Source organism: Streptomyces sp. NPDC001093 (assembly GCF_040298985.1).
Taxonomy (GTDB): Bacteria; Actinomycetota; Actinomycetes; order Streptomycetales; family Streptomycetaceae; genus Streptomyces.
On record NZ_JBEPBF010000006.1, the window covers coordinates 108,009 to 132,784 of the forward strand.

General features: G+C 72.6%; 19 protein-coding genes. 10 read left to right on the top strand and 9 right to left on the bottom strand.

Annotated features, from left to right (window positions below; genetic code table 11):
* Nucleotides 1–34: 34 nt before the first annotated feature.
* Nucleotides 35–1,072, top strand: coding sequence for a glycosyltransferase family 2 protein (locus ABT288_RS05520; RefSeq protein ID WP_351603042.1), 1,038 nt, complete (start codon nt 35–37; stop codon nt 1,070–1,072).
* Nucleotides 1,073–1,111: 39 nt separating this feature from the next.
* On the opposite strand, the gene ABT288_RS05525 is transcribed toward ABT288_RS05520, so the two are convergent.
* The 4 genes from ABT288_RS05525 to ABT288_RS05540 form a co-directional block, all read right to left on the bottom strand.
* Nucleotides 1,112–2,716 carry an LCP family protein gene (locus tag ABT288_RS05525; RefSeq protein ID WP_351603098.1) on the bottom strand — a complete coding sequence of 535 codons (1,605 nt, stop codon included), beginning with the start codon at nt 2,714–2,716 and terminating at the stop codon, nt 1,112–1,114.
* A gap of 131 nt (nt 2,717–2,847) precedes the next feature.
* The gene (locus ABT288_RS05530; RefSeq protein WP_351603044.1) at nt 2,848–4,608 is read right to left on the bottom strand and encodes an LCP family protein; all 1,761 of its coding nucleotides are present in this window, start codon (nt 4,606–4,608) and stop codon (nt 2,848–2,850) included.
* Nucleotides 4,609–4,839: 231 nt separating this feature from the next.
* Entirely contained in the window at nt 4,840–6,060 is a 1,221-nt protein-coding gene (locus ABT288_RS05535) for an LCP family protein (RefSeq protein WP_351603046.1), read from the bottom strand.
* Between the two features lie 113 nt (nt 6,061–6,173).
* Nucleotides 6,174–6,929, bottom strand: coding sequence for a TIGR03089 family protein (locus tag ABT288_RS05540; RefSeq protein ID WP_351603048.1), 756 nt, complete (start codon nt 6,927–6,929; stop codon nt 6,174–6,176).
* A 129-nt stretch (nt 6,930–7,058) separates the two neighbouring features.
* Here ABT288_RS05540 and ABT288_RS05545 point away from each other — a divergent pair, with 129 nt between their 5' ends.
* Nucleotides 7,059–8,483 carry a peptidoglycan recognition protein family protein gene (locus ABT288_RS05545; RefSeq protein WP_502972727.1) on the top strand — a complete coding sequence of 475 codons (1,425 nt, stop codon included), beginning with the start codon at nt 7,059–7,061 and terminating at the stop codon, nt 8,481–8,483.
* A gap of 186 nt (nt 8,484–8,669) precedes the next feature.
* Entirely contained in the window at nt 8,670–9,752 is a 1,083-nt protein-coding gene (gene manB / locus ABT288_RS05550) for a mannose-1-phosphate guanylyltransferase (protein WP_351603052.1), read from the top strand.
* 172 nt (nt 9,753–9,924) lie between these two features.
* Here the strand turns inward: manB and ABT288_RS05555 are convergent, their stop codons facing one another.
* The 4 genes from ABT288_RS05555 to ABT288_RS05570 all read right to left on the bottom strand — a co-directional run bounded on the left by ABT288_RS05555 (nt 9,925) and on the right by ABT288_RS05570 (nt 13,847).
* Nucleotides 9,925–10,947, bottom strand: a complete 1,023-nt coding sequence (locus tag ABT288_RS05555) for a DNA-3-methyladenine glycosylase family protein (protein WP_351603054.1) — start codon at nt 10,945–10,947, stop codon at nt 9,925–9,927.
* Between the two features lie 95 nt (nt 10,948–11,042).
* Nucleotides 11,043–12,362 carry a coenzyme F420-0:L-glutamate ligase gene (locus ABT288_RS05560; RefSeq protein ID WP_351603056.1) on the bottom strand — a complete coding sequence of 440 codons (1,320 nt, stop codon included), beginning with the start codon at nt 12,360–12,362 and terminating at the stop codon, nt 11,043–11,045.
* Nucleotides 12,359–13,318: a 2-phospho-L-lactate transferase gene (cofD, locus tag ABT288_RS05565; protein WP_351603058.1), complete on the bottom strand. Its 960-nt coding sequence runs from the start codon at nt 13,316–13,318 to the stop codon at nt 12,359–12,361. Before cofD ends, ABT288_RS05560 begins: the two co-directional genes overlap by 4 nt.
* Before the next feature lie 34 nt (nt 13,319–13,352).
* Complete coding sequence (locus ABT288_RS05570; protein ID WP_351603060.1) at nt 13,353–13,847, bottom strand: cysteine dioxygenase; 495 nt, start codon at nt 13,845–13,847, stop codon at nt 13,353–13,355.
* Between the two features lie 615 nt (nt 13,848–14,462).
* On the opposite strand from ABT288_RS05570, the gene ABT288_RS05575 reads away from it, so the two are divergent.
* From ABT288_RS05575 to ABT288_RS05585, 3 genes are all read left to right on the top strand, one after another.
* On the top strand, nt 14,463–14,726 hold the full coding sequence (locus tag ABT288_RS05575) for a WhiB family transcriptional regulator (RefSeq protein ID WP_003975777.1): 264 nt from the start codon (nt 14,463–14,465) through the stop codon (nt 14,724–14,726).
* A 193-nt stretch (nt 14,727–14,919) separates the two neighbouring features.
* On the top strand, nt 14,920–18,636 hold the full coding sequence (locus ABT288_RS05580) for a glycosyltransferase (protein WP_351603062.1): 3,717 nt from the start codon (nt 14,920–14,922) through the stop codon (nt 18,634–18,636).
* The gene (locus ABT288_RS05585; protein ID WP_351603064.1) at nt 18,633–20,174 is read left to right on the top strand and encodes a DUF5719 family protein; all 1,542 of its coding nucleotides are present in this window, start codon (nt 18,633–18,635) and stop codon (nt 20,172–20,174) included. Before ABT288_RS05580 ends, ABT288_RS05585 begins: the two co-directional genes overlap by 4 nt.
* Before the next feature lie 159 nt (nt 20,175–20,333).
* Here ABT288_RS05585 and ABT288_RS05590 read toward each other — a convergent pair whose 3' ends face one another.
* Nucleotides 20,334–20,717, bottom strand: coding sequence for a metallopeptidase family protein (locus ABT288_RS05590; protein WP_351603066.1), 384 nt, complete (start codon nt 20,715–20,717; stop codon nt 20,334–20,336).
* A gap of 590 nt (nt 20,718–21,307) precedes the next feature.
* On the opposite strand from ABT288_RS05590, the gene ABT288_RS05595 reads away from it, so the two are divergent.
* The 4 genes from ABT288_RS05595 (at nt 21,308) to ABT288_RS05610 (ending at nt 24,741) form a co-directional block, all read left to right on the top strand.
* Nucleotides 21,308–21,730, top strand: coding sequence for a DUF3499 domain-containing protein (locus tag ABT288_RS05595; RefSeq protein ID WP_351603068.1), 423 nt, complete (start codon nt 21,308–21,310; stop codon nt 21,728–21,730).
* Between the two features lie 141 nt (nt 21,731–21,871).
* Complete coding sequence (locus ABT288_RS05600; protein ID WP_351603070.1) at nt 21,872–23,236, top strand: phosphomannomutase/phosphoglucomutase; 1,365 nt, start codon at nt 21,872–21,874, stop codon at nt 23,234–23,236.
* 146 nt (nt 23,237–23,382) lie between these two features.
* Entirely contained in the window at nt 23,383–23,553 is a 171-nt protein-coding gene (locus ABT288_RS05605) for a Trm112 family protein (RefSeq protein WP_351603072.1), read from the top strand.
* Between the two features lie 60 nt (nt 23,554–23,613).
* Complete coding sequence (locus ABT288_RS05610) at nt 23,614–24,741, top strand: SIS domain-containing protein (protein WP_351603074.1); 1,128 nt, start codon at nt 23,614–23,616, stop codon at nt 24,739–24,741.
* The last annotated feature ends 35 nt before the right edge of the window (nt 24,742–24,776 follow it).

Sequence of the window (24,776 nt, forward strand, 5' to 3'; positions counted from 1 at the left end):
CGGTGTCCCCCGTTCGCGGTAACGTGAGCCCCCTATGAACGCCAAGCCCGACGTGCGACACCCCGCCGTATCTGTGATCATGCCCGTCCTCAACGAGGAGCGGCATCTGCGCGGGGCCGTCCAAGCGATCCTCGCGCAGGAGTACGCCGGCGAGATGGAGGTCGTGATCGCCCTCGGTCCGTCCACGGACCGCACGGACGAGATCGCCGCCGAGCTGGTCCGTGAGACTGCGTCCCAGAGCAAGCGCGTGCACACCGTCCCCAATCCCACCGGCCGTACCCCCGCCGCGCTGAACGCGGCGATCAAGGCCTCCCGGCACCCGATCGTGGTCCGCGTCGACGGCCACGGCATGCTCTCGCCGAACTACATCGCCACCGCTGTGAGGCTCCTGGAGGAGACCGGCGCGCAGAACGTCGGCGGCATCATGCACGCCGAGGGCGAGAACGACTGGGAGCACGCCGTCGCCGCCGCGATGACCTCGAAGATCGGGGTCGGCAACGCCGCCTTCCACACGGGCGGCGAGGCCGGGCCCGCCGACACCGTCTACCTCGGGGTGTTCCGCCGCGAGGCCCTGGAGCAGCAGGGCGGCTACAACGAGGAGTTCATCCGCGCCCAGGACTGGGAGCTGAACTTCCGGATCAGGGAGGCGGGCGGACTCATCTGGTTCTCGCCCGAGCTGAAGGTGTCGTACCGGCCGCGGCCCTCCGTCCGCGCGCTGGCCAAGCAGTACAAGGACTACGGCCGCTGGCGGCACGTCGTGGCCCGCTACCACTCCGGCTCCATCAACCTGCGCTACCTCGCCCCGCCGGCGGCGGTGTGCGCGATAGCGGCCGGCACAGTGGTCGGCGTGGTGCTCACCCCGTGGGCCCTCGTCGTGCCCGGCGGCTATCTGGCGGCGATCGTCGCGGGCTCGCTCCCGGCGGGCAAGGGGCTGTCCCCGAAGGCCCGGCTGCAGATCCCGGTGGCCCTGGCCACGATGCACATGTCGTGGGGCTGGGGCTTTCTGACCAGCCCGAAGTCGCTGGCGCGGAAGGTCATCGCCTCGCGGCGGCCGGCGGTGTACAGCGCCTGACCATGTGCCGGGGCCCCGTCGCCGGGGCCCCGGCACCGGTCACCACTGATAGGGCTTGTACACGTCCATGCACTTCGACGTGTCCGAGCCGTTGACGGCGTCGGTGCCGTCCGGGATGTCCCCGGCCTTCGGCTTCGACTCCTTGGGATACGACGTCCCGGTGCGCCAGTCCGCGCCGACGACGACCGTGACGCCGGACACGTCGGTCGAGCGCGTCACCGAACTCGCCGGGATCCCCAGCGCCTTGGCCACGGCCTCGGCGTCGCCCTGCAGATCCGTGCTCGGGTACTGCACGATCGTCTTGTCCACCGACCGCGTGCCCGAGGTGTCGGCCGCCGCCCTGGCGTAGCCCGCCTGTACGAGGACGTCGCTGACCGCCGAAGCCCGGTGCTGCACGGCGGCCTCGGTCGAGGTCTGCGTGCCGTTCTGCACCAGCACCCCGAGCCGACTCGGATCCGTGGAGGGCGTCTTGGCCGGGGCGGGCCTGCTCGAGACCTGCTTCGTACCGGAGCCGTTCTTGTCGCCGTTCTTGTCCAGCGGCACGTCGTCGCGGAGCATCTGCCACAGCTTGTCGGCGTTCGCCTTGTCCGGCACGACGTGGTTGCGGGGGTCCTGCGGATCGGGGAGGTTGGGCATCGTCACCGACGTGATGCGGTCGGACGGCACCGACTTCATCTCCATGCCCAGGTCGTACAGTTTCTTGACCGTGCCGATCTCCTCGGACACCTTCAGGGACTTGGTGGCGGCCTCGGCCAGGTTCATCAGGCGCCCGGTGTCGGTGAAGACGTTCTGCTGCCGCAGCGTACGCATCATCGAGTTCAGGTACATGTGCTGGGCGCGGGCCCGCAAGGGATCGCTGCCCCAGGCGTGCCGGGTGCGCAGCCACTGCAGTGCCTGCACGCCCTGGACCTTGTGCGTGCCGGCCGTCATCTTCAGCCAGGAGCCGCCGGGCTGGGCAGGGGTCGGGTGGTCCCACACGTTCTGCTTCACACAGACGTCGACCCCGCCGATGGCGTCCGCCATCCGCACCACACCGGAGAAGTCGATCGTCATCCAGTGGTCGATGTAGACCCCGGTGAGGTTCTCCCAGGTGGACAGTGTGCAGCCGGCCCCGCCACGGCCCAGGGTGGTGTTGATGATGTCGTTCGTCGCCGGGTACGACTTGCCGGTGTCGGGGTCCTTGCACGGGGGGATGTCGACACGGGTGTCCCGGGGGATGCTCACCATGGCGGCGCTCTTGCGGTCCGCTGAGAGGTGGATGAGCATCTGCACGTCCCCGTTCGGGGGGCCGCCGACGCTGGCCTTGCTGCCGCCGAGCTTCAGGTTCTCGGCCGAGTTACGGCTGTCCGAGCCGATCAGCAGGATGTTCAGCGGCGTCTGGCCGGCGGCGTTCGGTGCGGTCTTCTGCGCCTTGCCGTCGCCGCTGCTGCGCGCGCCCTTCCGGATGTTCGCGTTCAGGTGCTGGTAGTACAGGTAACCGGCTCCCGCCGTACCGAGTATGACCACCGCCAGCACGGTCGCGGACCAGCGCAGGGCGCGCCGTCTGCGCCGTGGCCGCTCGGCCGTGGAACCCCCTCTGCGCTGCCCCCCGCCGTGCCGGCTGGACCGCTCCGGTGTGTCCCGGTCCTGCGGTGCGAGCGACATCGTGTCGTCGACCGCAGGGTCCTGCCCTCGCACATCGCTCTGCGCCAAACTTCCTGCCCTCCCCACCCTTTGCGCGTTACAACGGGCCCGTCCCGCGTCCGGTTAGACGCACGACGGGCCCGTTGGGTTACCTACGACGCGCACTTCACCTTGTCCGCCGTGGACTTGTCCACGTCCGGAGCCTTCTTCGGAGCGGTGAGCGAGACACCCGCGCCCTTGAAGTCCTTGCCCAGGGTCAGCGTCATCGCCGGCAGTCCCTGGGAGTTGATCACGCTCTTGCCGGGCTTGAGCGCGGAACCGGGCAGCCCCATCAGCTGAGCCAGCTCGCGGGCCTGCGCCGCCTGGCCGGGCGCGTACTCCAGCGTGGTCTTGTCCAGCTCCGCGGGCGCGTTGCCCGCGTTCTCCGACTTGAGCACGCCCTGCTGGTTCTGCAGCCAGTCCAGGGTCTGCTGCGCGCTGCCGCCCACGGCACCGCCGTTGAGGATCCGCACCCGCACGTCGGAGGGCGCGGACCTGCTGCCCTTCAGGCGTGCGGCCTCCGCGTCCTTCTCCGCCTTCTGCTTCTTCTTCACCTCGGTGAAGGAGACGTCGTTGTTGATCGCGTCGAACACCTGCGGGGCGACCGCCGGGTCGACGATCACCGTCTTGTGGACGACACCGTCCGCCGGGTTGTCCTTCACCGGCACCGTGACGAAGGTGATGTTCTTCGTCGGCACCTTCTTCAGCTCCAGCGCGATGTCCTTGAGCGTGCCCACGGAGCCGATGCCCTTGTCGACGGTCAGCGCCTTGGTGGCGGCCTCGGCGAGGTCGATCAGCTTGCTCGGGTTGGTGAGCGTGTCGCTGGAGGACATCTTCCGCATCAGCGAGGCCATGAACTGCTGCTGGACCTTGATGCGGTCCAGATCGCCCTGGTTGCCCCAGCTGTGCCGGGTGCGGACGAAGGCCAGCGCCTGCTCGCCCTCGATCTTGTGCTTGCCGGCGGGCAGGTTGAGATGCGACTCCTTGTCGTTCACCGCGTGCGCGAGACAGACGTCCACGCCGCCGACGGCCGTCGTCAGCGTCTTGACCGCGTTGAAGTCCACCATCATGAAGTGGTCCGGCTGGATGCCGGTGACCTCCTTGACGGTGCGCATGGTGCAGCCGGGGTCCCGCCCGTCCTGTCCGAGGCTGGTGTTGAAGCGGACGTTCTCCGTAGCGGGGATGACCTTCTCGGTGCCGTCGGCCTCCTTGGTCGGGCAGTCCGGCACGTTGACGATGAGGTCGCGCGGAATGCTGAGCGCGGTCGCGTTCGTCCGGTCCTTGGAGACGTGCAGCAGGATGTTGGTGTCGGCGTGCCCGACGCTGCCCTTGTCGCCGTAGCCCGTGTTGCCCTTCCCGGTGCGTTTGTCGGTGCCGATGATCAGGATGTTGAAGGCGTCGTCCTTGCTGAAGCCGTTCTTGGCCGCGCTGCCGACGTCCGTCGTGGTGACGTTGCCCTCGAGGTGCTTGAGGTAGAGATAGCCGGCGGTGCCGATGGCGACCAGCACGAAGGCCGTGCCGCCGGCGGTCCACGCCAGCACCTTCTTCGCCTTCGACTTCTTCTTCACCGGCCGCCGGGCGGCCCTGCGCCCCTGCGGGGTCTCCGGCTCGCCGCCCCGGCGCCGGCCCGACCGCGGCGGCGGTACGGCGTCCCCGCGCCCCTGGCGCGGCTCACGCGTCGCGCCGGGCGCCGAGTCGTCACGGCGGCGCGGCGCACCGGAGCCCGCCCGGGAGGCGGGTCTGCGGGGTCCGGGAACCGACGACTGCTCTGCGGAAGGGCCCAGTCGCAGTTCGTATTCGCCGGTGTTCGGATTGAGCACCCACTGGTCTGCGGGATCGATGTTGTCCGCCCGCCCACGGCCTTGCGCGTCCACGGTTGTCCGAATCCTCCGTCGGGGCCACGCGGCGCCTTCCCCCTCAAAGACGCTCGGGTCTCGGTGAAACAGTGCACGGCCCCAGGACGGATCTCGCGGCCGGGTGCACCGGATCGCTCACACTATCCGCCCAGTTCAGCGTCAAGCGACGCCGGTGACAAATTCCCCGTGCCTACAACTGGGCAATCCGCCTCATTTCCCGGACGGAAGTTCGGCGTCTTGATGTGCGCATCACTGGCAGGTGTGTTCGGCGGCGGTGTTCCCGCGGAATGTCGGTGTGGGGGACGGGCCGGCGGGCGGCTCGCCCTCGCCGTCCGTTCCGCCCGTCCCCCCGCCCGTCTCCGCCCCGGTTTCCGGGGCCTGCTGCGGTGTCTCCCGGGTCACCGCCACGGGCTGGTCGGCGCGCAGCCGGGCGAACAGCTTCTCGGCTTCCGGCTCCACGAGTTGGTCACGATTGGCGTCGTAGACGTACGACTCCCTCGGCACCGTCAGGAACTGCACCCGTTCGGTGGGGATCTGGCGCAGCCCGCGCACCAACTGGTACAAGCCACGCAGACTGGCCAGTTCCGGGTCCGTGGTCAGCGAGGAGGTCGCCGCGTCCAGCACCGGATACAGCTTCACCGGGTTCAGCAGCACATCGCCGCTCTGCATCTTGTCGACGAGCGCGCCGAGGAACCGCTGCTGGCGTTCCATCCGTTCGGTGTCGCTGCCGTCGCCGAGCGACTTGCGGGCCCGCACGAACCCGAGCGCCTGCTCCCCGTTGAGCGTGACCCTGCCGGCGGGCAGCTTCAGCAGGGCCGCCTTGTCGTCGATGGGCTCCTTCAGGCAGACCTGCACCCCGTCGACGGCGTTCACCATCTTCTTGAACCCGCTGAAGTCCACGACCACGTGATGGTCGATCCGAATGTCCGTCAGCTTCTCCACGGTCCGGATCGTGCACGCCGAACCGCCCAGCTGGAAGGAGTGGTTGAACATCGCGAACACCGGCTCGCTGCGGCTGCCGTCCGGTTGCCGGCAGCCGGGGATGTCCACCATCAGATCCCTCGGCAGCGACACGGCGGTGGCGCTGCGCCGGTCGGCGGCCAGATGCAGCAGGATCGTGGTGTCCGACCGCTCGCTGCCCAGATCCGGCCCGTACGCGGAGTTCCCCTCCCCGGCCCGCGTGTCCGACCCGATCAGCAGGATGTTCTGCGCGCCCCGCACCAGTTCGGTGGGCCGCTCCCGCTCGTACCGGGCCAGTTCGCGGGCGGCCGCGTCGTCCGCCGTGATGTTCGCGCTGAGCTTGGCGTAGAGGGCCCAGCCGGTCCCGGCGGCCGCCGCGACGAGGACGGCGGCACCGAGCGCCGTCGCTCGCAGCCATCGCCGCCGACGCCGCCGTACGAGCCCTGTGCCGGTGGCGGAGGCCCCGGGACCGGGGCCGGGACCGAGGGCCTTGCCTGCGGTGTCAGGCACGGTCGGGGCACCCCCTCATGGCGTACGAGCGTCACGTCCTGCTCTTACGACCATGGCGGGGGAGGGCGGGGGAAGCGCCCTGTGCTACTCCACTCGGGGGACGGCGGTGCCGCTCAGCGGCGCACCGCGGTCACCCGCTCGCTCTCGATCCGCTTGGCGAGAGCCTCCTCGTCCAGCCGGTCCAGATGCCGGCACAGCACCACGGACCCGCCGGTGACCAGCGGCGCGTACAACCCCGCGCCGACCCCTTCCCAGGTGTCGTACGACAGCCCGGACAACAGCCTCGATCCGGGCCCCGTCAGATCCAGCGAGGGCGCCTCGGCCAGGGCCCGCTGAACGACCTCCGCCCCGCTGAACTCCCGCCCGGCGACGATCAGCGCGGGCTCGTCGGGGTCCACCGGAGCGAACGGCGCGAACCGGTCCCCCTGACCGGGCACTTCCACCGCGTAGTCGACGAACCCCTCCGGGGCCTGCGGAAACCGTCCGCCGAGCGGCCGTAGCGCCAGCGCCACCCGCTCACCCCGGCACGCCCGCGCCGCGGCCAGCGAGTCCGGCCCGCTGACGACGACGTCCGCCGCGGCCGGATCCCCGCCGACGTCTGCCACCGCCCCCACCGCGGAGCAGGCCAGCAGCCACACCGCCGTCTGCCAGTGCGCGGGCAGCAGCAGCGCGACCCGGTCACCGGGACCGGCGGACAGGTCGCCCTGAAGGAGGTTCGCGGTCTTGGCCACCCAATTGGCGAAGGTGGCCACGGACAGTTCGACGCGTTCGCCCGTGGCGTCGTCGTAGAAGGTCACCAGCGGGCGGCCGGGGTCCGCGGCGAGCGCGGAAGCCAGCAGGTCGGCAGGGGTGCGATCGGTGGCGTTCACCCGGGAAAGGGTACGCGCGGGCGGGCGCGCGCAGCGTGCGGTGGGGCCACCGGTTCGGCGGAACGGTTTCCGACGGTCCGTCAGTTCATAGATGGACAGATTTGTATGACTATGCCCAAGATCATGGCTATGCGTGGATTCCTGACTTCGTCCAACGGCGCCCCCTCGATCGCCGTCTCCTCGATCGGCGTCACCTGCGCCGCGGCCCTCGCGTTTCCGCTGCTGGCCCTGCCCGCGGCCGCCGCACCCGCACGGCCGTCCGCGGCCGCCGCACCCGCACGGCCGTCCGCGGCCGCCGCACCCGTACGGCCGCCCGCGGCCGGTGTGCCGGGCAGCACGCGCTCGCTGCCCCTCGTCCCCCTGTCCCGCGAGCGGGTCCTCGGCACCGCCCCGGAACAGGGCCTGTACCGGTCCGACGGCGAGCACTTCTCGCTGGTCGGGGTCGTCTGGGACGACCCGGACGCCGAACTGCACGGCCGGGTCCAGGTGCGGACCCGGTCGGCGCGGACGGGGAAGTGGTCCGGCTGGCAGGACGTCGAGACGCACAACGCCGACCACGGCGCCGACCCGGGTACGGCGGAACGCGACGCGCGGCGGGTGCGCGGGGCGACCGCACCGCTGTGGGTGGGCGAATCCGACGGCGTGGACCTCCGGGTGCGCGCCGCCGGCGGGGAGGCGTGGGACGGGGGTACGGCCGAACCCCAGCGCCCGGAGCCCCCGTTGCCCTCCGGCCTGCGCCTGGAACTCGTCGACCCCGGTGCGGAGGCGGCGCCCGGGGACGCGCCGGCCCAGGCGCCCCGTACCGGTCCGCGCTCGGAGGCGGCACGCGCGGCCTCCGCCGCCAACACGGACATCGCCCGCTTCGGCGTCCTGGAGATCCCGGCGCTGGGCAAGCGGGCCACCGAGCGGGAACTCGCCCGCCTGGAAGGTCCGGTGCGGGCCAGGCCGTACATCGGGCCGCGCCCGCGGATCGTCACCCGCCGCGGCTGGGGCGCGGACGAGTCCCTGCGCCAGAGCGGGTTCGTCTACACGAAGAAGCTCAAGGCGGCCTTCGTGCACCACACGGCCTCCGGCAACAAGTACAGCTGCTCGCAGGCCCCCTCCGTCATCCGCAGTATCTACCGCTACCACGTCGCGAGCATGGGCTGGCGGGACATCGGCTACAACTTCCTCGTCGACAAGTGCGGAACCATCTACGAGGGCCGGGCCGGTGGCGTGGCGAAGGCGGTCCTCGGCGCGCACACCCTCGGCTTCAACAACAACAGCATGGGCATCGCCGTGATCGGCTCGTACGGCACGGCGAAGCCGTCCGGCGCCGCGGTGACGGCCGTCGCCCGGCTCATCGCGTGGAAGCTCGGACTCTACGGAGCCGATCCGCGCGGCAGGACATATCTCACGTCGGGTGGTGGCAACCTCTACGCCAAGGGTAAGAAGGTACGACTGCACGTGATCTCCGGCCATCGGGACGGATTCGCCACCGAGTGCCCCGGCAAACGGCTTTACGCCAAGCTCGGTACGGCCCGTTCCAGCGCGGCGCGCTACCAGGGGCGCTGAGCCGGCCGGGGGTGCGTGCTCGGCGCCGTCATCGTCGGCTCGCCGCTCTCACACCGTTCTCTCACCGATCTCGTGGGAAACCGGGTGGTTGTCAAGGGAGCCGCCGCTACGGTCTGCATACACTGACCGGCCGAAACGAGTGAAACGAGTAGGTCGGCCGATCCCGGCAGGAAGCAGAGACGACAGGTGACAGAAGCGATCCTCCTGGTCGGCGGCAAAGGCACCCGGCTGCGTCCGCTCACGGTGCACACGCCCAAGCCCATGGTCCCCGCCGCCGGGGTGCCGTTCCTCACGCACCAGCTGGCGCGCGCCAAGGCGGCCGGCGTGGACCACATCGTCCTCGCCACCAGCTATCTGGCGGAGGTCTTCGAGCCGTACTTCGGCGACGGCTCCTCCCTGGGCCTGCGCATCGAGTACGTGACGGAGGAGGAGCCGCTCGGCACGGGCGGCGCCATCCGCAACGTCGCCTCGCGTCTGCACTCCGGCCCCGACGACCCGGTGCTGATCTTCAACGGCGACATTCTGACGGGTCTGGACATCAGGGCCCTGGTCGACACCCACCAGTCGACCGGCGCGGACGTCTCCCTGCACCTGACGAAGGTGACGGATCCGCGGGCCTACGGCCTGGTCCCCACGGACGAGACCGGCCGCGTCCTCGCCTTCCTGGAGAAGCCGCAGACGCCGGAGGAGATCGTCACCGACCAGATCAACGCGGGGGCGTACGTCTTCCGCCGCTCGGTCATCGACACGATCCCGCTGGGCCGCCCGGTGTCCGTGGAGCGCGAGACCTTCCCCGACCTCCTCTCGGCCGGCGCCCATCTCCAGGGCATGGTCGACTCCACGTACTGGCTGGACCTCGGCACCCCGGCGGCGTTCGTCCGCGGCTCGGCCGACCTGGTCCTGGGCCGCGCCCCGTCCCCGGCGGTCCCCGGCCGCTGCGGCGACCGCCTGATCCTTCCCACGGCGACGGTGGCGCCGGACGCCAAGCTGACCGGCGGCACGGTTGTCGGCGAGGGCGCGTTCGTGGCCGAGGGCGCGCGGGTCTCCGGCTCCACGATCCTCCCCGGGGCCGTCATCGAACCGGGCGCCGTCATCACCGACTCCCTCATCGGCACCAGGGCCCGCGTGGGCGAACGCACGGTCCTCACCGGCGCGGTCGTCGGCGACGGCGCGGTCATCGGCGCCGACAACGAACTCCGCGAGGGAGTACGCGTGTGGTGCGACGCCCGCATCCCGGCGGGCGCGGTGCGCTTCTCCTCCGACCAGTAACCAGGGCCCCCGGGGACGCCGCCACGCATGTGGGCTGCGCCCCCGGGGCCTCATGTGCCGGGGGCGGTTCCGCGGGTGCTTCGCCTGCGGGCGCGTCGTGGTTGCTCGCGATTGCGCGAGCGCGGGCAAGCGAACTCACCCCCCACCCCCGCGTCCCCCAGCACAGGGCGCCTCACAGCAACCCGATGTCCATCCGGGGCATCTTCGGCGCCCTGCGCGCGGGCACGTTCCCGCTCAGCAGGATCAACCGGACCGCCCGGTGCCGCTGCCCGGCATACGGTTCCAGCAAGCGCAGCATCACCGCATCGTCGGCATGCCGGTCCCCCGCCAGCGCCCACCCCACGATCCCCGGCAGATGCAGATCCCCGACAGTCACCGCATCCGCCGCGCCATGACTGCGCTGCACCACCTCCGCCGACGTCCACGGCCCGATCCCCGGCACGACCTCCAACCGCGCCTGAGCCTCGGCCGCCGGCATCCCCACAGCCTGCTCCAGCCGCGCGGCGACCCGTACGGCCCGCAGAATCGTCGACGCCCGCTTGTCGTCGACCCCGGCCCGATGCCACTCCCAGGAGGGAATCAACGCCCACGTCCGCGGCGCCGGCATCACGAACATCGGCCGTTCCCCAGCCCCCGCCGGTCCCGGTGCGCGCTCCCCGAACTTCCGCACGAGCAACCGCCACGCCCGGTACGCCTCATCCGTCGTGACCTTCTGCTCCAGCACCGACGGGATCAAGGACTCCAGCACCAGCCCGGTCCGCGTCAGCCGCAGCCCCGGCCGCCGATGCCGCGCCAGGGCCACGACCCGGTGCCGGGGCACGAACGCCTCCGGCTCGTCGGCCGCGCCGAGCCACTCGGGCAGCCGGTCCAGCAGCCACTCCGCGCCCGGCCCCCACGCCTCTCCGAGCACCTCACCGCCGTACGCCCGTACCCGCAGCGTGCCCGGCCCGGCGGGCGTACGGCCGGCCCGCCACACGGAACCGTCCGCGGTGGCCCGGAACGTGGGGTCGGCGGGCCCGCGCCGCAACGGTCCGAGCACCAGCCCGAGATCGAGCGGCCCGTCCGGCACCCACCGCCGTACCCGCGCCGGAGCCGAAGCCTGCCGCGGTATCCCGGCAGCGCCGCCCGCCGGCACGCCGGCATGGCCGCCGCGCACGGTCGTACGCGTGGGGCGCTGAGCGAAACGTCCTGCCACGTGAGGTCCTGTGAGGTGCTGTGAGGCCCAAGGGAGCCTGTGCCGTCCTTCGAGACTAGGCGGTCGTACGCCGGCTACGGCCGCGTACGCCGAACTCAGCGCACCTCTATGAAGGCCCCCGCGTCCCGCTCCGGTCGCGGTCTCGGCTCCTCGGCCGGATGCCCGACCGCCACCGCGCCCATCGGCTCCCAGTCCGCGGGCAGGTCGAGCACCCCGCGCACCACGTCAGGGCAGAACATCGTGGACGACACCCACGCCGAGCCCAGCCGCTCCCCGGCGAGCGCGACCAGCAGGTTCTGCACGCCCGCGCCCATCGCGACGACGAACATCTCCCGCTCGGCGCCGTCCCGCCGCGCGTCTCCGTAGTGATGGGAGCCGTCCATGACGAGACAGGGGACGATCAGATACGGCGCGTGACGCAGGACGTCACCGCGGCGCACCCGCTTCGCGATCGACTCCTCGCTCTTGCCGTCCCGGCGCAGGTCGGCGATCCAGGCGTCCCGCATCGCGTCCAGCAGCCGGGTCCGGGACCGGGCCGACTCCAGCAGGACGAACCGCCAGGGGGTGGTGTGGTGCGGGGCCGGTGCGGTCACCGCCGCCGCCACCGCGCGCCGTACCGCGCCGGGGTCCACGGGCTCGTCGGTGAACGCCCGGACCGTACGCCGCTGGGTCACCGCCTCGCGGACCGCCTCGGACGTGCCGAGCCGGAACATGTCGTCCCGCGCGGTCCGCACCAGAGCCCGCGCGCCCTCGCCGTCCTCGGGGGCCAGCACGTGCGGCAGGCCGCGCACCACCGCGACCGGCCGGCCCGCCGCCTTGCCCTTGACCAGGTCGCCGGCGGCGGCCAGTTCGTCCGCGGTGGCCACGATCGTGGCGCTGAGCGGATTGCCGTACGCGTCCGTGCCACCGCGCAGGTCGTCCAGCACGCGCACCCCGGCGGCGCCGATCGCCACGTCCGTGAGCCCCGAACGCCAGGGGCGCCCGAAGGTGTCGGTGATGACCACGCCGACGTCGACGCCGAGGGCGGCGCGCAGGCCGTCGCGGATCGCGCGCGCGGACGCGTCCGGGTCCTCCGGCAGCAACAGCACCGTGCCGGCGGGGGTGTTGGAGGCGTCGACCCCGGCGGCGGCCATGACCAGGCCCTGCCGGTTCTCCACGATCCTGAGGGTGCCGCGCCGGGCCACCACCCGGACCGTCTCGGCGTCGATGGCCGCCTCCCGGTCGGCCGCCTCGACGACGCGGCCCTCCGCCTTGGAGACGATCTTGGAGGTGACGAGCAGCACATCCCCGTCGGCCAGGCCCGGCTCGGCCGCGGCGATCAGCTTGGTGAGGTCGTCGCCCGGCTGCACCTCGGGGATGCCCGACAGGGCCCGGACCGTGTACTCCGGGCGGCACTCCGGGCGCTCCTCGCTCACGCTTCCCGCACCTCCTCGGCCAGCGCCAGCGCCTCTCGCGCCATCTGCGCGGCCGCGTCGACGTCGGTCATCATCAGCGGTACGGCCCGGCAGCGGATGCCGTCCGCCTCGACCCGCTCGACCGCGGCCGCGTCCACGGTGTCGACCAGCCAGCCGTCCAGCAGACCGGAGCCGTAGTGCTCGGCCACCGCGGCGGCCGTGGACTCCACGCCGACCGCGGCGAGCACCTTGTCGGCCATGCCGCGCACCGGGGCGTCCCCGACGATGGGGGACAGGCCGATCACGGGTACGCCCGCGTCCGCGATCGCCTCCCGGATTCCGGGCACGGCGAGGATGGTGCCGATGGACACGACCGGGTTGGACGGCGGGAAGAGGATGACGTCCGCCTGGGCGAGGGCCTCCAGCACGCCGGGCGCCGGCTTGGCCTGCTCGGCGCCGACCGGGAGCACGGCCTCGGCGGGGACGGAGGCCCGCAGCCGTACCCAGTACTCCTGGAAATGGACCGCCTTGCGCTCGCCGTCCACCTCGACGGCCACATGGGTCTCGACGCGGTCGTCGGTCATCGGGATCAGCCTCACGCCCGGCTTCCAGCGGTCGCACAGCGCCTCGGTGACGGCGCTGAGCGGATAACCCGCGCCGAGCATCTGCGTGCGCACGATGTGCGTGGCGAAGTCCCGGTCGCCGAGGCCGAACCAGTTCGGTCCGACCCCGTAGGCCGCCAGTTCCTCCTTGAGGTGGAAGGTCTCGTCGGACCGCCCCCAGCCCTGCTCCTCGTTGATGCCGCCGCCCAGCGTGTACATCACCGTGTCGAGGTCCGGGCAGACCTTCAGCCCGAAGAGGTGGATGTCGTCGCCGGTGTTGCCGATCACCGTGACGTCCGCGTCCGGCACGGCCCGCTTCAGACCGCGCAGGAACCGGGCACCGCCGATGCCGCCTGCCAGAACCACAATGCGCATGGGGCCCAGTGTTGCAGGCGGGTACGACAACGCGTCAGGCAGTCACCGGACGAGCCTCGCAGTGCGGGGAGGTGTGCATCGGCATCTGGGTCAGGCCCGGGTGGTACACGTGCAGGCTGACCGCCGGCTCCAGGGTGTCGTTGACGACCTCGTGGACGTACCCGGGCGCGAACACCCGCTGTGCTCCAGCCGTCAACGCGCGCGTGGCGCGTTCGGTGCGCTCGGTGAGCGTGCCCGCCAGGACGGTCAGGACACCGGAGGAGCGGCCGTGGTCGTGCGGCCCGCTGCCCTGCCCCGGCACCCAGGACAGCAGCCACACCTCGTAGCCGGGGCCGGTGCGCAGCCGGTGGTACCAGCGGCTCGTCGCGTCGTACCGCACGAGGTGTTCCCACTGGGAGCGGTCGGCGGCGATCCGGCGGGCGAGACCCACGAACTCGGCAACGGTGGCCGGGTGCTCGCGCGGCGGCTGGAGCAGGTGCGGGACTTCGAGGATGTCGCCGGCGATCTGGAGGTCGTTGTCACTGTTCATGGTGGTGCGCTGGTTCCTCGGTGGGAGACGGCCGGAGGGAACGGAGAACGGGAGAACCGGGTCCCGGGGGACGCGGCCCACAGCTGGAGCAGGGTGGGCTCAACAGCCGGAACAGCGACAACAGCTACAGCGGGACCGGGCAGCACCGAGGGACCCGGCGGTGCGGGTCGAGGTGAGTGCCAAGTGCGCGAGCATGCCCACTAGGACATCGGTTCACACCCGCAGTGTCAACTCGGCGCCCGGCATGTGGGACAGGTTTCACCTCATCCGGTTCATCTCGGAGGTGAAAGGTTTGTTCATCGGGGTGTCGGGACACATGGGGCACATCCGGCGCTCAAGCCGCGCGGAACGCGATCGAACGCCAGGGCGTCCTTCTCCGTATAGATGTCCGTACGGGTTCCGGGTGCCCCTCCGGGCCTCGTCTGCGTGTCACGGTTTAAGGCGATTTGAACACTTTCCGCACGGGCTTGGTTCCGCAGAGTGAATAACGGGCCCAATAGCAGATCTCGGCTTGACTCGCCCGGAGCAGCACACTTGTAATTTCACTCGTGTCGTTCAGCCGAAATCGGTAACGGCAACGCACACGGGGACGCGAAAGACAGACGAGGGGCGCACATGACCGAGCTGGTGCAGCAACTGCTGGTCGACGACGCGGACGAGGAACTCGGCTGGCAGGAGCGCGCGCTGTGCGCCCAGACCGACCCCGAGTCCTTCTTCCCCGAGAAGGGCGGCTCCACCAGAGAGGCGAAGAAGGTCTGCCTCGCCTGTGAGGTCCGCTCCGAGTGCCTCGAGTACGCCCTCGCCAACGACGAGCGCTTCGGCATCTGGGGCGGCCTGTCCGAGCGGGAGCGCCGCCGGCTGAAGAAGGCGGCCGTCTGACCGCACGGACGCGCACAAATCCACACCAAAACGTCACGAACGGCCCGTTGCCGGTGGGTTATCCACAGGCGGCGGGCCGACGTCATGGTCAGCCGATAGTGTGGTCGCTCGTCCGAGACGCCCCGCTGTCCCCTCGGCTCCCGAGAGGGCGCGGGCGTCCACCGCAGTCCATCGAACCGGGGCCCGTACCTCGATGTCCGTGCACAGTCATACGGCAGTCCAAGACCCGGATGCCGCCGCGGCGTTTGACCCGTCCCGCCCACCCGAGTTCCCGCGTCACGTGGTGACCGCGGTCCTCGTCGCCCACGACGGCGCCCGCTGGCTGCCCGACGCCCTCGCCGGGCTGCTCGGCCAGGAGCGACCCGTGCAGTACGCGGTCGCGGCCGACACCGGCAGCGCGGACGACTCCGCCCGGCTGCTCACCGACGCCCTCGGCGATGCCAACGTCCTGCACCTGGCCCGCCGCACCGGCTTCGGCCAGGCCGTCGAGGAAGCGAGCCGCACCGCCCCGGTCCTCACCCCGGAAGAGCTGCCGTACCTCAAGCGCCCCAGCGGCTGGGACCCGGTCACCCGCACGTGGCGCGACGACGCCTACGACATGCCCGAACTGCCGCACGGCGAGCCCGTCCAGTGGCTCTGGCTGCTGCACGACGACTGCGCGCCCGACCCCGACGCCCTCGCCGAACTGCTGCGCGTCGTCGACAACGAACTCGAACTGGGCCGCGACGACGTGGCGGTCGTCGGCCCCAAGCTGCGCGGCTGGTACGACCGCCGGCAACTGCTGGAGGTAGGCGTCTCCATCGCCAACTCCGGCCGCCGCTGGACCGGCCTGGACCGCCGCGAACAGGACCAGGGCCAGCACGACCACGTGCGCACCGTGCTGTCCGTCTCCAGCGCCGGCATGCTCATCCGCCGCGACGTCTTCGAACAGCTCGGCGGCTTCGACCGCAGGCTGCCCCTGATGCGCGACGACGTCGACCTGTGCTGGCGCGCCCACACCGCGGGCCACCGCGTCCTGATCGCCCCCGACGCGGTCGTACGGCACGCCGAGGCCGCCTCCCGCGAGCGCCGCACCGTCGACTGCGTGGGCCGCACCGCCGCCTCCCCGCACAAGGTCGACAAGGCCGGCGCCGTCTACACCCTGCTCGTCAACACCCGCGGCGCCGCGCTGCCCTGGGCGTTCCTGCGGCTCGTTTTCGGCACGCTCCTGCGGACCGTCGCCTACCTGGTCGGCAAGGTGCCCGGCCAGGCCGTCGACGAGATCCGCGGCCTGCTCGCCACCCTGCTGCGCCCGGGCCGGATCTTCGCCGCGCGGCGCCGCCGCGGGCCCTCGCAGATCGACAAGGGCGAACTGCGCCGGCTCTTCCCGCCGCCCGGCGCCACCGTCCGGGCCACCGTGGAACAGCTCGCCGCCAACTTCACCAGCAGCTCCGACGACTCCCTCCGGGCCGGCCGGCACGGCGGCGCCGTGGAGTCCGGGCCCGGCGGCGACGACGCCGACTTCCTGGAGGTCGAGCAGTTCGCCCGGCTCAGGCGGATCGCCCGCAAACCCGGCCCCGTGCTCTTCCTCGTCCTGCTGCTCATCTCCCTGGCCGCCTGCCGCGCCCTGCTCGGCGGCGGCGCGCTCGGGGGCGGCGCCCTGCTGCCCGCCCCGGCAGGCGCCGGCGACCTGTGGTCCCGCTTCGCCGACTCCTGGCACCCGGTCGGCGCGGGCGGCACCCCGGCAGGCCCGCCCTACCTCGCGATCGTCGCCACCCTCGCCACGATCCTGTTCGGCTCCACCGGACTCGCGATGACGGTCCTGATGGTGGCCTCGGTACCGCTCGCCGGATTCACCGCCTACTTCGCCTCCCGGCCGCTCGTCACCTCCCGGCTGCTGCGCGCCTGGGCCGCCATCGCCTACGCGTTCCTGCCCGCCACCACGGGCGCCCTGGCCGGCGGCCGCATCGGCACCGCCGTGCTCGCCGTGCTGCTGCCGCTCATCGCGCGTGCCGGCATCGCCGCCGGCGGCCTCGCCAACCGCTCCGGAGCACGCGGCAGTTGGCGCGCCACCTGGGCGTACGCGCTGCTGCTGACCATCACCACCGCCTTTACGCCGATCGTCTGGCCCATCGCGCTGCTCCTCGGCATCGGCGTGCTCGTGCTGCGCCGCGGCGACCTCGTCGCGCACCTCCTGCGCTTCCTCGCCCAGCTCGGCACCCCGCTGCTGGTCCTCGCCCCCTGGTCGCTGACCCTGCTCCCGACCGGCTTCTTCAAGGAAGCAGGACTGGCCTACGGCACCTCGGCCGCCTCCGCGCTCGACCTGCTCGGCGCCAGCCCCGGCGGCCCCGGCACCGTGCACGGCCTGATGCTCATCGGCATCGTCCTCGCCGCCCTCGCCGCACTCCTGCGCTCCGAGCGGCAGTCGGCCATCCGCACCGCCTGGGCGGTCGCCCTGGCCGGCCTCGTCTTCGCCGCCCTGTCCAACAGGTCCGCCTGGGCCGGACCGGCCACCCTCGTCTACGGCATCGCCCTGCTGGCCGCCGCCGCCCTCGGCGCCGACGGCGCACGCGCGCGTGTGGCCGAGCAGAGCTTCGGCTGGCGCCAGCCCGTGGCCGCCCTGATCGCCTTCGCCTGCGCCGCGGGCCCGCTGCTCGTCGCCGCCGGCTGGATGATCCGCGGCGCCGCCGGCCCGCTGGAGCGCCGCGACCCGACCCAGGTGCCCGCGTTCGTCGCCGAGGACTCCACCACCGGCGACCGGGCCCGCACCCTGATCCTGGACAGCGACTCCACCGCGCGCGTGCGCTACACCCTGGTCCGCGGCTCCGGCGCCCGCATGGGCGACGCCGAGATCAGCGCCGCCGACGGCCAGAACACCCGGCTGGACAAGGTCGTCGCCAACCTCGTCGCCGGCTCCGGCGCCGACCAGGCCGACGAACTCGGCGGCTTCGCCGTGCGCTACGTCCTCGTCCACAAGGGCGCGCCCCGCGACATCACCCGCGTCCTCGACACCACCCCCGGCCTGACCCGGCTCAGCCAGCAGAACGGCAGCGCCCTGTGGCGTGTCGACCAGGAGGTCTCCCGCGCCACGATCGTCCCCGCCGGCGGCTCGGGCACCGGCCGGCCGGTCTCCGCCGGCCCGGTGGAGATCCACACCACCGTCCCCGCCGGCCCGGCCGGCCGCGTCCTGCGCCTCGCCGACACCGCCTCCGACGGCTGGACGGCCACCCTGGACGGCCGTCCGCTCACCCGCACCACGCTCGACGGCTGGGCCCAGGGCTTCCAACTGCCCGCCGACGGCGGCAGGCTGGACGTCACCTACAGCGATCCGGTCACCCACACCGCCTGGCTGTGGGTCCAGGGCGCGCTCGCCGTCGTCCTGGTCGTCCTCGCCCTGCCCGGCCGCCGCCGCGACGTCGACGACGACCTGCCCGAGGAGGAGCCGCTGCCCGCCCAGGCCATCGAGGGCGAGGGCCGCCGCGCCCGCCGGCTGCGCGCCCAGGCCGAGGAACAGGCCACCGAGGAACAGGCCACGGAGGAGCAGGCCGGCGAGGAGCAGCCGGCAGCACCGCCGCTGCCGGAGGAGCCCCCGGCCGCCGTACCCCACCAGCAGTCCTACGAGGAGTGGGACCAGGGTTCGTACGCCGGATACGCGGGCTACGGAACCGGCCAGTACCAGAACGGCGGCCAGTACCCGCACTCCGGCTACGACCAGCAGGGTTACCCGGCCGCCGACCCGTACCGGACGGGCCAGGGCCAGGGCCAGTACGACCCGTACGCCTACGGCGGTACGGCCGACCAGATGCCCTACGACCCGACGGCCTACCAGCAGGGCTACGGCCCGGCGTACGACCCCGCCCAGCAGGGCTACGACCAGGCCCAGCACCCCCACGGCACCGGCAGCGAGCGCCCCGACGGGAGCCAGCAGTGAACCGCACCACCCTGTCCCTGATCGCCGCAGGCAGCGCGCTGGCCGCCGTCACCGCGTTCGCCGCGTTCGCCGGACCGTCCGCGTCCGGTGCCTCCGCCCCCAAGGCGGCCGCGAACCTGCCGGTCCAGCGCACGAGCCTGCTGTGCCCGGCGCCGAGCATCTCGGACATCGCCAGCACGTCGTACACGTCGTTCACCCCCGTCACCCAGGGCACGGCGACCGACGGCAAGGCCCAACTCCAGGCAGCCGGCGAGGACTCGGCGGACGGCACGGGCAACCCCGGCACGGGCAACCCCGGTACGGGCAAGGGCTCGAAGGGGTCCAAGAGCGGGAAGAAGACGGCGGGCCAACCGGTGCTCACCCCGAAGGCGCCGGGCACCCCGGTCACCGGCGACACCTCCGGCGCCGACGCGCCCGCACTCATCGGCACCGCCGACGGGAAGTACGCGCCCGGCTGGACCGTCCAGGAGACCACCGAGGTCGCCGCCGGCACCGGCCGCGGCCTGCAGGGCGTCAACTGCACCGCCGCGGACACCGACTTCTGGTTCCCGGGCGCCAGCACGGCCACCGGCCGCACCGACTACGTCCACCTGACCAACCCCGACGACTCCGCCGCGGTCGTCGACATCGAGCTGTACGGCAAGGACGGCGCGATCAAGTCGACGCTCGGCGAGAACCTCACCGTCCCGCCGCACGCGAGCAAGCCGGTCCTGCTGTCCACACTCACCGACACACAGCAGGCCGACCTGACCGTGCACGTCAGCGTGCGCAGCGGCCGGGTCGGCGCGACGGTGCAGGCTCTCGACGACAAGGCGGGCGGCGACTGGCTGGCCGCGGCCGCCGACCCGGCCGGCAGCCTGGTCCTGCCCGGCATCCCGAAGGACGCCACCGACGTCCGCCTGATCGTCTTCACCCCCGGCGGCGACGACGCCGACCTGAAGGTCCGCCTGGCCTCACCGGGCGGCCTGATCACCCCGGCGGGCAACGAGACCCTGCACGTGAAGTCGGGCGTGACGACCACGGCCGACCTCGGCGCGGTGACCCGCGGCGAGGCGGGCTCCCTGGTGCTGACCCCCACGGACCACTCGGTCCCGGTCGTGGCAGCCCTCCGGGTCGTCCGCGGCAAGGGCGACAAGCTAGAGACGGCGTACATCCCCGCCACCGCCCCCGTCGGCACGCGCGCGACCTCGGCCGACAACAGCGCCAAGGGCACGACCCTGGCCCTGACCGCACCCACCGCCACGGCGACGGTCAAGGTGACCGCCTCGGCGGGCAGCGAGGGCGGGACGGCGACGACGAAGACGTACACGATCAAGTCCGGCACCACCGAGGACGTTCCGGTCCCCGTCCCCTCCGGCCTCAACGGTACCTACGCCCTCACCGTCGAAACCGCCTCCGGCGGCCCGGTCTACGCCTCCCGCACCCTTACCGCCACGGAGTCCGGAGTCCCCGGCTTCACCATCCAAACCCTCCCGAACGACCGCGGCATGGTGGCGGTACCGGAGACGACGGAGGACCTGTCGGTGCTGCAGAAGTGAGGGGCGGGGTTTCGTAGCGCCGTCGGGGTGCGGGTGCGGGTGCCGCCGCCGCTGCGGGCAGCCGTGCCGCTGGGGCGGCACCCGCAGGCGCGGGGAGGCGAGACGTCCCGTCGTCCAGCCACAGCACAGGGCCCCAACGCCGTACCCCGTCGGCCCGCCCTAATCCTCCCCGTACCGCGGGTCCACCGTCTCCGGAGTCAGCCCGAGCAACTCGGCCACCTGCTCCACGACCACCTCGTGCACCAGCGCGGCCCGCTCGTCCCGCCCCTTGGTGCGGATCTCCACCGGCCGCCGGTACACGACCACCCGCGCCTGCCGCCCGTCCCGCGCGGGAACGACCCCGCCCAACGGCACGGCCTCGTCGCTCCACACCTGCTCACCCCGCCCCTCCAGCCGGGGCACCTCCAGCACCAGGAAGTCGATGTCGGCAAGCTGCGGCCACCGCCGCTCGAGACGCTCCACGGAGTCCTGCACCAGGTCCGCGAACACATCGGCACGGCTGGCCGCCAGCGGCACCTGCGGCGGTGCGATCGGCCCCCGCATGCCCCTGCCGTGACGATCACGGCGACGGGGCCCGGGGCCGGCGGCACGGGGCGGTACACGGTTGTCCATCACTGGGGAAGGGTAGTCCCCGCACGCCCTCCCCGCCCGACCCCACACGGCAACCCACCCCCCTCACGCCACCGACCGGCCACCCTCGACCAGCACCCCCGGCCACCCACCGCCGACCAGCCCCCCACGACCAGCCCCCATCAGCCCCCCGACCACGCTCCCCGTCCACGCCCCGCCACGGCGCCGCTCCCTGCCAGCCACGGGCTCGCTCCCCGCCCGCCCACGGCCCCCTCTCGGCCGACGGCGGCGCCGCCGATCAGCCCGCCGCCGATCGGCCCCGTTCGGCTCCGATCGGCCCTCGCCGCTCCCATGTCGCAGGTTGACCATTCCGGCCAACGTCTGGCTCGTTTCCGTAACCCTCCAAGACCGCCGAACTCAAGGCAATTGACGGTGTTTGTACTGACTCATGACCGTATCGAGCCGCGCCCAAAACCGGCCGAGAACCCGTCCGCGCAGGTCAACAGGGCCTCCCCGAAGGGGTGTGTGGGGCGTTTCACAGCACGACACGGTGGAGTGACCTGGTGGAGAGTCGTCGCGGCCCGCTCAAGAGTGCGGTACCGTCCAACGTCGTGAGCCCTGTACGTCGCTGTTCGCGCACCGCCTGCGGCCGACCCGCCGTCGCGACGCTGACGTACGTCTACGCCGACTCGACCGCGGTCCTCGGCCCGCTCGCCACCTACGCCGAGCCGCACTGCTACGACCTGTGCGCCGAGCACTCCGAACGCCTCACCGCCCCCCGCGGCTGGGAGGTCGTCCGCCTCCTCGACGGTTCCGCCCCCGCGCGGCCCAGCGGAGACGACCTGGAAGCGCTCGCGAACGCCGTGCGCGAGGCGGCCCGCCCCCAGGAGCGCGCGGCCGAGGCGGGCGGCGGAGGCCGTACGGCGGACCCCATGGAGGTCGCCCGCCGCGGCCACCTGCGCGTCCTGCGCTCCCCGGACAGCTGAGCCCACCTCCACGGCCGTCAAACCGGCGCACCGCACGCCACCTCCGGTCACGACTGGGCCTCCACCCGGTGTCCGCACACCTCCCCCTTACCCCCGCCGGGTAGTTTGTGGGCACCCATAGGACTTTCAGGAGGGTTGGCCGTGACTGCTGATCTGTCGCAGATCGTGAAGGCGTACGACGTACGCGGAGTGGTGCCGGACCAGTGGGACGAGTCACTGGCCGGGCTCTTCGGCGCCGCCTTCGCGGAGGTGACGGGTGCGGCGGCCATCGTCGTCGGCCACGACATGCGGCCCTCGTCCCCCGGCCTGTCCCGCGCCTTCGCGCGCGGCGCGGCGGACCGCGGAGTGGACGTCACCGAGATCGGCCTGTGCTCCACGGACCAGCTGTACTACGCCTCGGGCGCGCTGAACCTGCCCGGCGCCATGTTCACCGCCTCGCACAACCCGGCCCAGTACAACGGCATCAAGCTGTGCCGCGCGGGCGCTGCCCCGGTCGGCCAGGACACCGGTCTCGCGCAGATCCGCGAACTGGTCGAGCAGTGGCTGGAGTCGGGCGCTCCCGAGCCGGTCGCCGAGCCGGGAACCCTGAGCACCCGCGAGACGTTGGAGGATTACGCGGCGCACCTCCGCTCCCTGGTCGACCTGACCTCCATCCGCCCGCTGAAGGTCGTGGTCGACGCCGGCAACGGCATGGGCGGCCACACGGTCCCCTCGGTCTTCGCCGGCCTGCCCCTGACCCTCGTCCCGATGTACTTCGAACTGGACGGCACCTTCCCCAACCACGAGGCCAACCCGCTCGACCCGGCCAACCTCGTGGACCTGCAGAAGCGCGTCCCGGCGGAGGGCGCCGACCTCGGCATCGCCTTCGACGGCGACGCCGACCGCTGCTTCGTCGTGGACGAGCACGGCGACCCGGTCTCGCCGTCCGCGATCACCGCCCTGGTCGCCGCGCGCGAACTCGCCCGCAACGGCGGCAAGGGCACGATCATCCACAACCTCATCACCTCCCGTACCGTCCCGGAGGTCGTGAAGGAGAACGGCGGCACGCCGGCCCGCACCCGCGTCGGCCACTCCTTCATCAAGGCCGAGATGGCCCGCACCGGCGCGATCTTCGGCGGCGAGCACTCCGCGCACTACTACTTCAAGGACTTCTGGAACGCCGACACGGGCATGCTGGCCGCCCTGCACGTCCTCGCCGCCCTGGGTGGCCAGGAGGGCCCGCTGTCCGCCCTCGTCGCCCAGTACGACCGCTACACCGGCTCCGGTGAGATCAACTCCACCGTCGCCGACCAGTCCGCCCGCCTCGCCGCGATCCGCGCCGCGTACGAGAACCGCGCCGACGTCACCCTGGACGACCTCGACGGCCTCACGGTCGCCGCCGCCGACTGGTGGTTCAACGTCCGCCCCTCCAACACCGAGCCCCTCCTCCGCCTGAACGCCGAGGCGAAGGACGAGGCCACGATGACCAAGATCAGGGACGAGGCCCTGGCGATCATCAGGGGCTGAGACGTCGGGCGCTGTCGGCCGACCGGGCCGGTCCAGGGGGCGGCGCCCCCTGGACGGTGCCGACAGCCCGGCCCGGCCCGTCCACCAGCGGTACGCTGACCAGGCACATCCACAGTCACGAACAACGCCTCCCGAAGGGACACGCCATGCCGCTGGAAGCCGGCCTCCTGGAGATCCTCGCCTGCCCGGCCTGCCATGCCTCCCTCAAGGAGCAGGACACCGAGCTGATCTGCACAGGTCAGGACTGCGGCCTCGCCTACCCCGTCCGCGACGGCATCCCGGTCCTCCTCGTGGACGAGGCCCGCCGCCCCCAGTGACGACGCCCCTCATGTCGTAGACAACCCACACAGGACCCCGGCGATCGGAGGCAACCGCCCATGCTGGACGAATCGCTGCTCGACACCCCGGAGGGCCTCGCCGAGGCCGACCGCCGAGGCCTGCTGCGCGGGGCCGCCGAGGCCGGCGCCCGCGTGCGCACCGCCGCCCGGCACGCCGTCGAGGCCGGTGTCGGCGATCTCAAGCCCGACGGCCGTCCCCGCGCCGTCCTCATCGCCGGTCCCGGCGCCGCCGCCACCCACACCGCCGACCTCCTCGGCACCCTGGCCGGCGTCGGCAGCCCCGTGGTCCGCCTGGCCCCGACCGGCGTGGCCCCGGCCGCGGGTGCCCTGCGCTGGGAGCTCCCCGGCTGGGCCGGCTCCGTGGACCTGCTGCTGATCGCCACCCCGGACGGCACCGAACCGAGCCTCACCCTCCTCACCGACCAGGCCTACCGCCGCGGCGTCTCGGTCGTCGCCGTGGCCCCGGCCCAGACCCCGCTCGCGGAGGCGGTCGCCGGCGCCCACGGTCTGTTCGTACCGATGGCGACAGCGCCGTACGACCAGGAGGAAACCCTCGCCGCGTCCTCCCCGGGCGTCTTCTGGGCGCTGCTCACCCCGCTGCTGGCGCTGCTGGACCGGATCGGACTGATCAGCGCCCCGCCGGACGCCCTGGAGAAGATCGCCGACCGCCTGGACCACATCGCCGAGCGCTGCGGCCCCGCCATCGCGACCTACAGCAACCCGGCCAAGACCCTCGCCGCCGAACTCGCCGACGCACTGCCCGTGGTGTGGGCGGAAGGGCCGTCGGCGGGCCCCGCCGGGCGCCGTTTCGCCGCCGCCCTCGCCGAGCTCGCCGGCCGCCCCGCGCTCGTCGCCGAACTCCCCGAGGCGCTCTCCGCACACAGCGCCCTGCTGGCCGGCCCGCTGGCCGCCAGCGCCGACCCCGAGGACTTCTTCCGGGACCGCGTCGAGGAGCCGCCCGCCCTGCACGCGCGCGTGGTGCTGCTCCGCGACCGCCCGATCAGCGGCCTCACTGCCGCCCCCGCCGCCCGTGACCTGGCTCTCAGCCACGACACGCCGATCAGCGAACTCGAACCGGAGGAGGGCGGCGAACTGGAGACGCTCGCGGAACTGATCGCCGTCACGGATTTCGCCGCTGTTTACCTGGCGCTCGCTTCGAGGGCCTGATCTGGCTACGGGCCGGAACCACCGCGCCCACCATC

What these genes read in the sequence shown, in the direction of transcription:
- ABT288_RS05520 (WP_351603042.1), top strand. Translation starts at nt 35, where the DNA reads ATGAACGCCAAGCCCGACGTGCGACACCCCGCCGTATCTGTGATCATG.
- ABT288_RS05525 (WP_351603098.1), bottom strand. Translation starts at nt 2,716, where the DNA reads ATGTCGCTCGCACCGCAGGACCGGGACACACCGGAGCGGTCCAGCCGG.
- ABT288_RS05545 (WP_502972727.1), top strand. Translation starts at nt 7,059, where the DNA reads ATGCGTGGATTCCTGACTTCGTCCAACGGCGCCCCCTCGATCGCCGTC.
- cofD (WP_351603058.1), bottom strand. Translation starts at nt 13,318, where the DNA reads ATGCGCATTGTGGTTCTGGCAGGCGGCATCGGCGGTGCCCGGTTCCTG.
- ABT288_RS05570 (WP_351603060.1), bottom strand. Translation starts at nt 13,847, where the DNA reads ATGAACAGTGACAACGACCTCCAGATCGCCGGCGACATCCTCGAAGTC.
- ABT288_RS05575 (WP_003975777.1), top strand. Translation starts at nt 14,463, where the DNA reads ATGACCGAGCTGGTGCAGCAACTGCTGGTCGACGACGCGGACGAGGAA.
- ABT288_RS05580 (WP_351603062.1), top strand. Translation starts at nt 14,920, where the DNA reads ATGTCCGTGCACAGTCATACGGCAGTCCAAGACCCGGATGCCGCCGCG.
- ABT288_RS05590 (WP_351603066.1), bottom strand. Translation starts at nt 20,717, where the DNA reads ATGCGGGGGCCGATCGCACCGCCGCAGGTGCCGCTGGCGGCCAGCCGT.
- ABT288_RS05605 (WP_351603072.1), top strand. Translation starts at nt 23,383, where the DNA reads ATGCCGCTGGAAGCCGGCCTCCTGGAGATCCTCGCCTGCCCGGCCTGC.
- ABT288_RS05610 (WP_351603074.1), top strand. Translation starts at nt 23,614, where the DNA reads ATGCTGGACGAATCGCTGCTCGACACCCCGGAGGGCCTCGCCGAGGCC.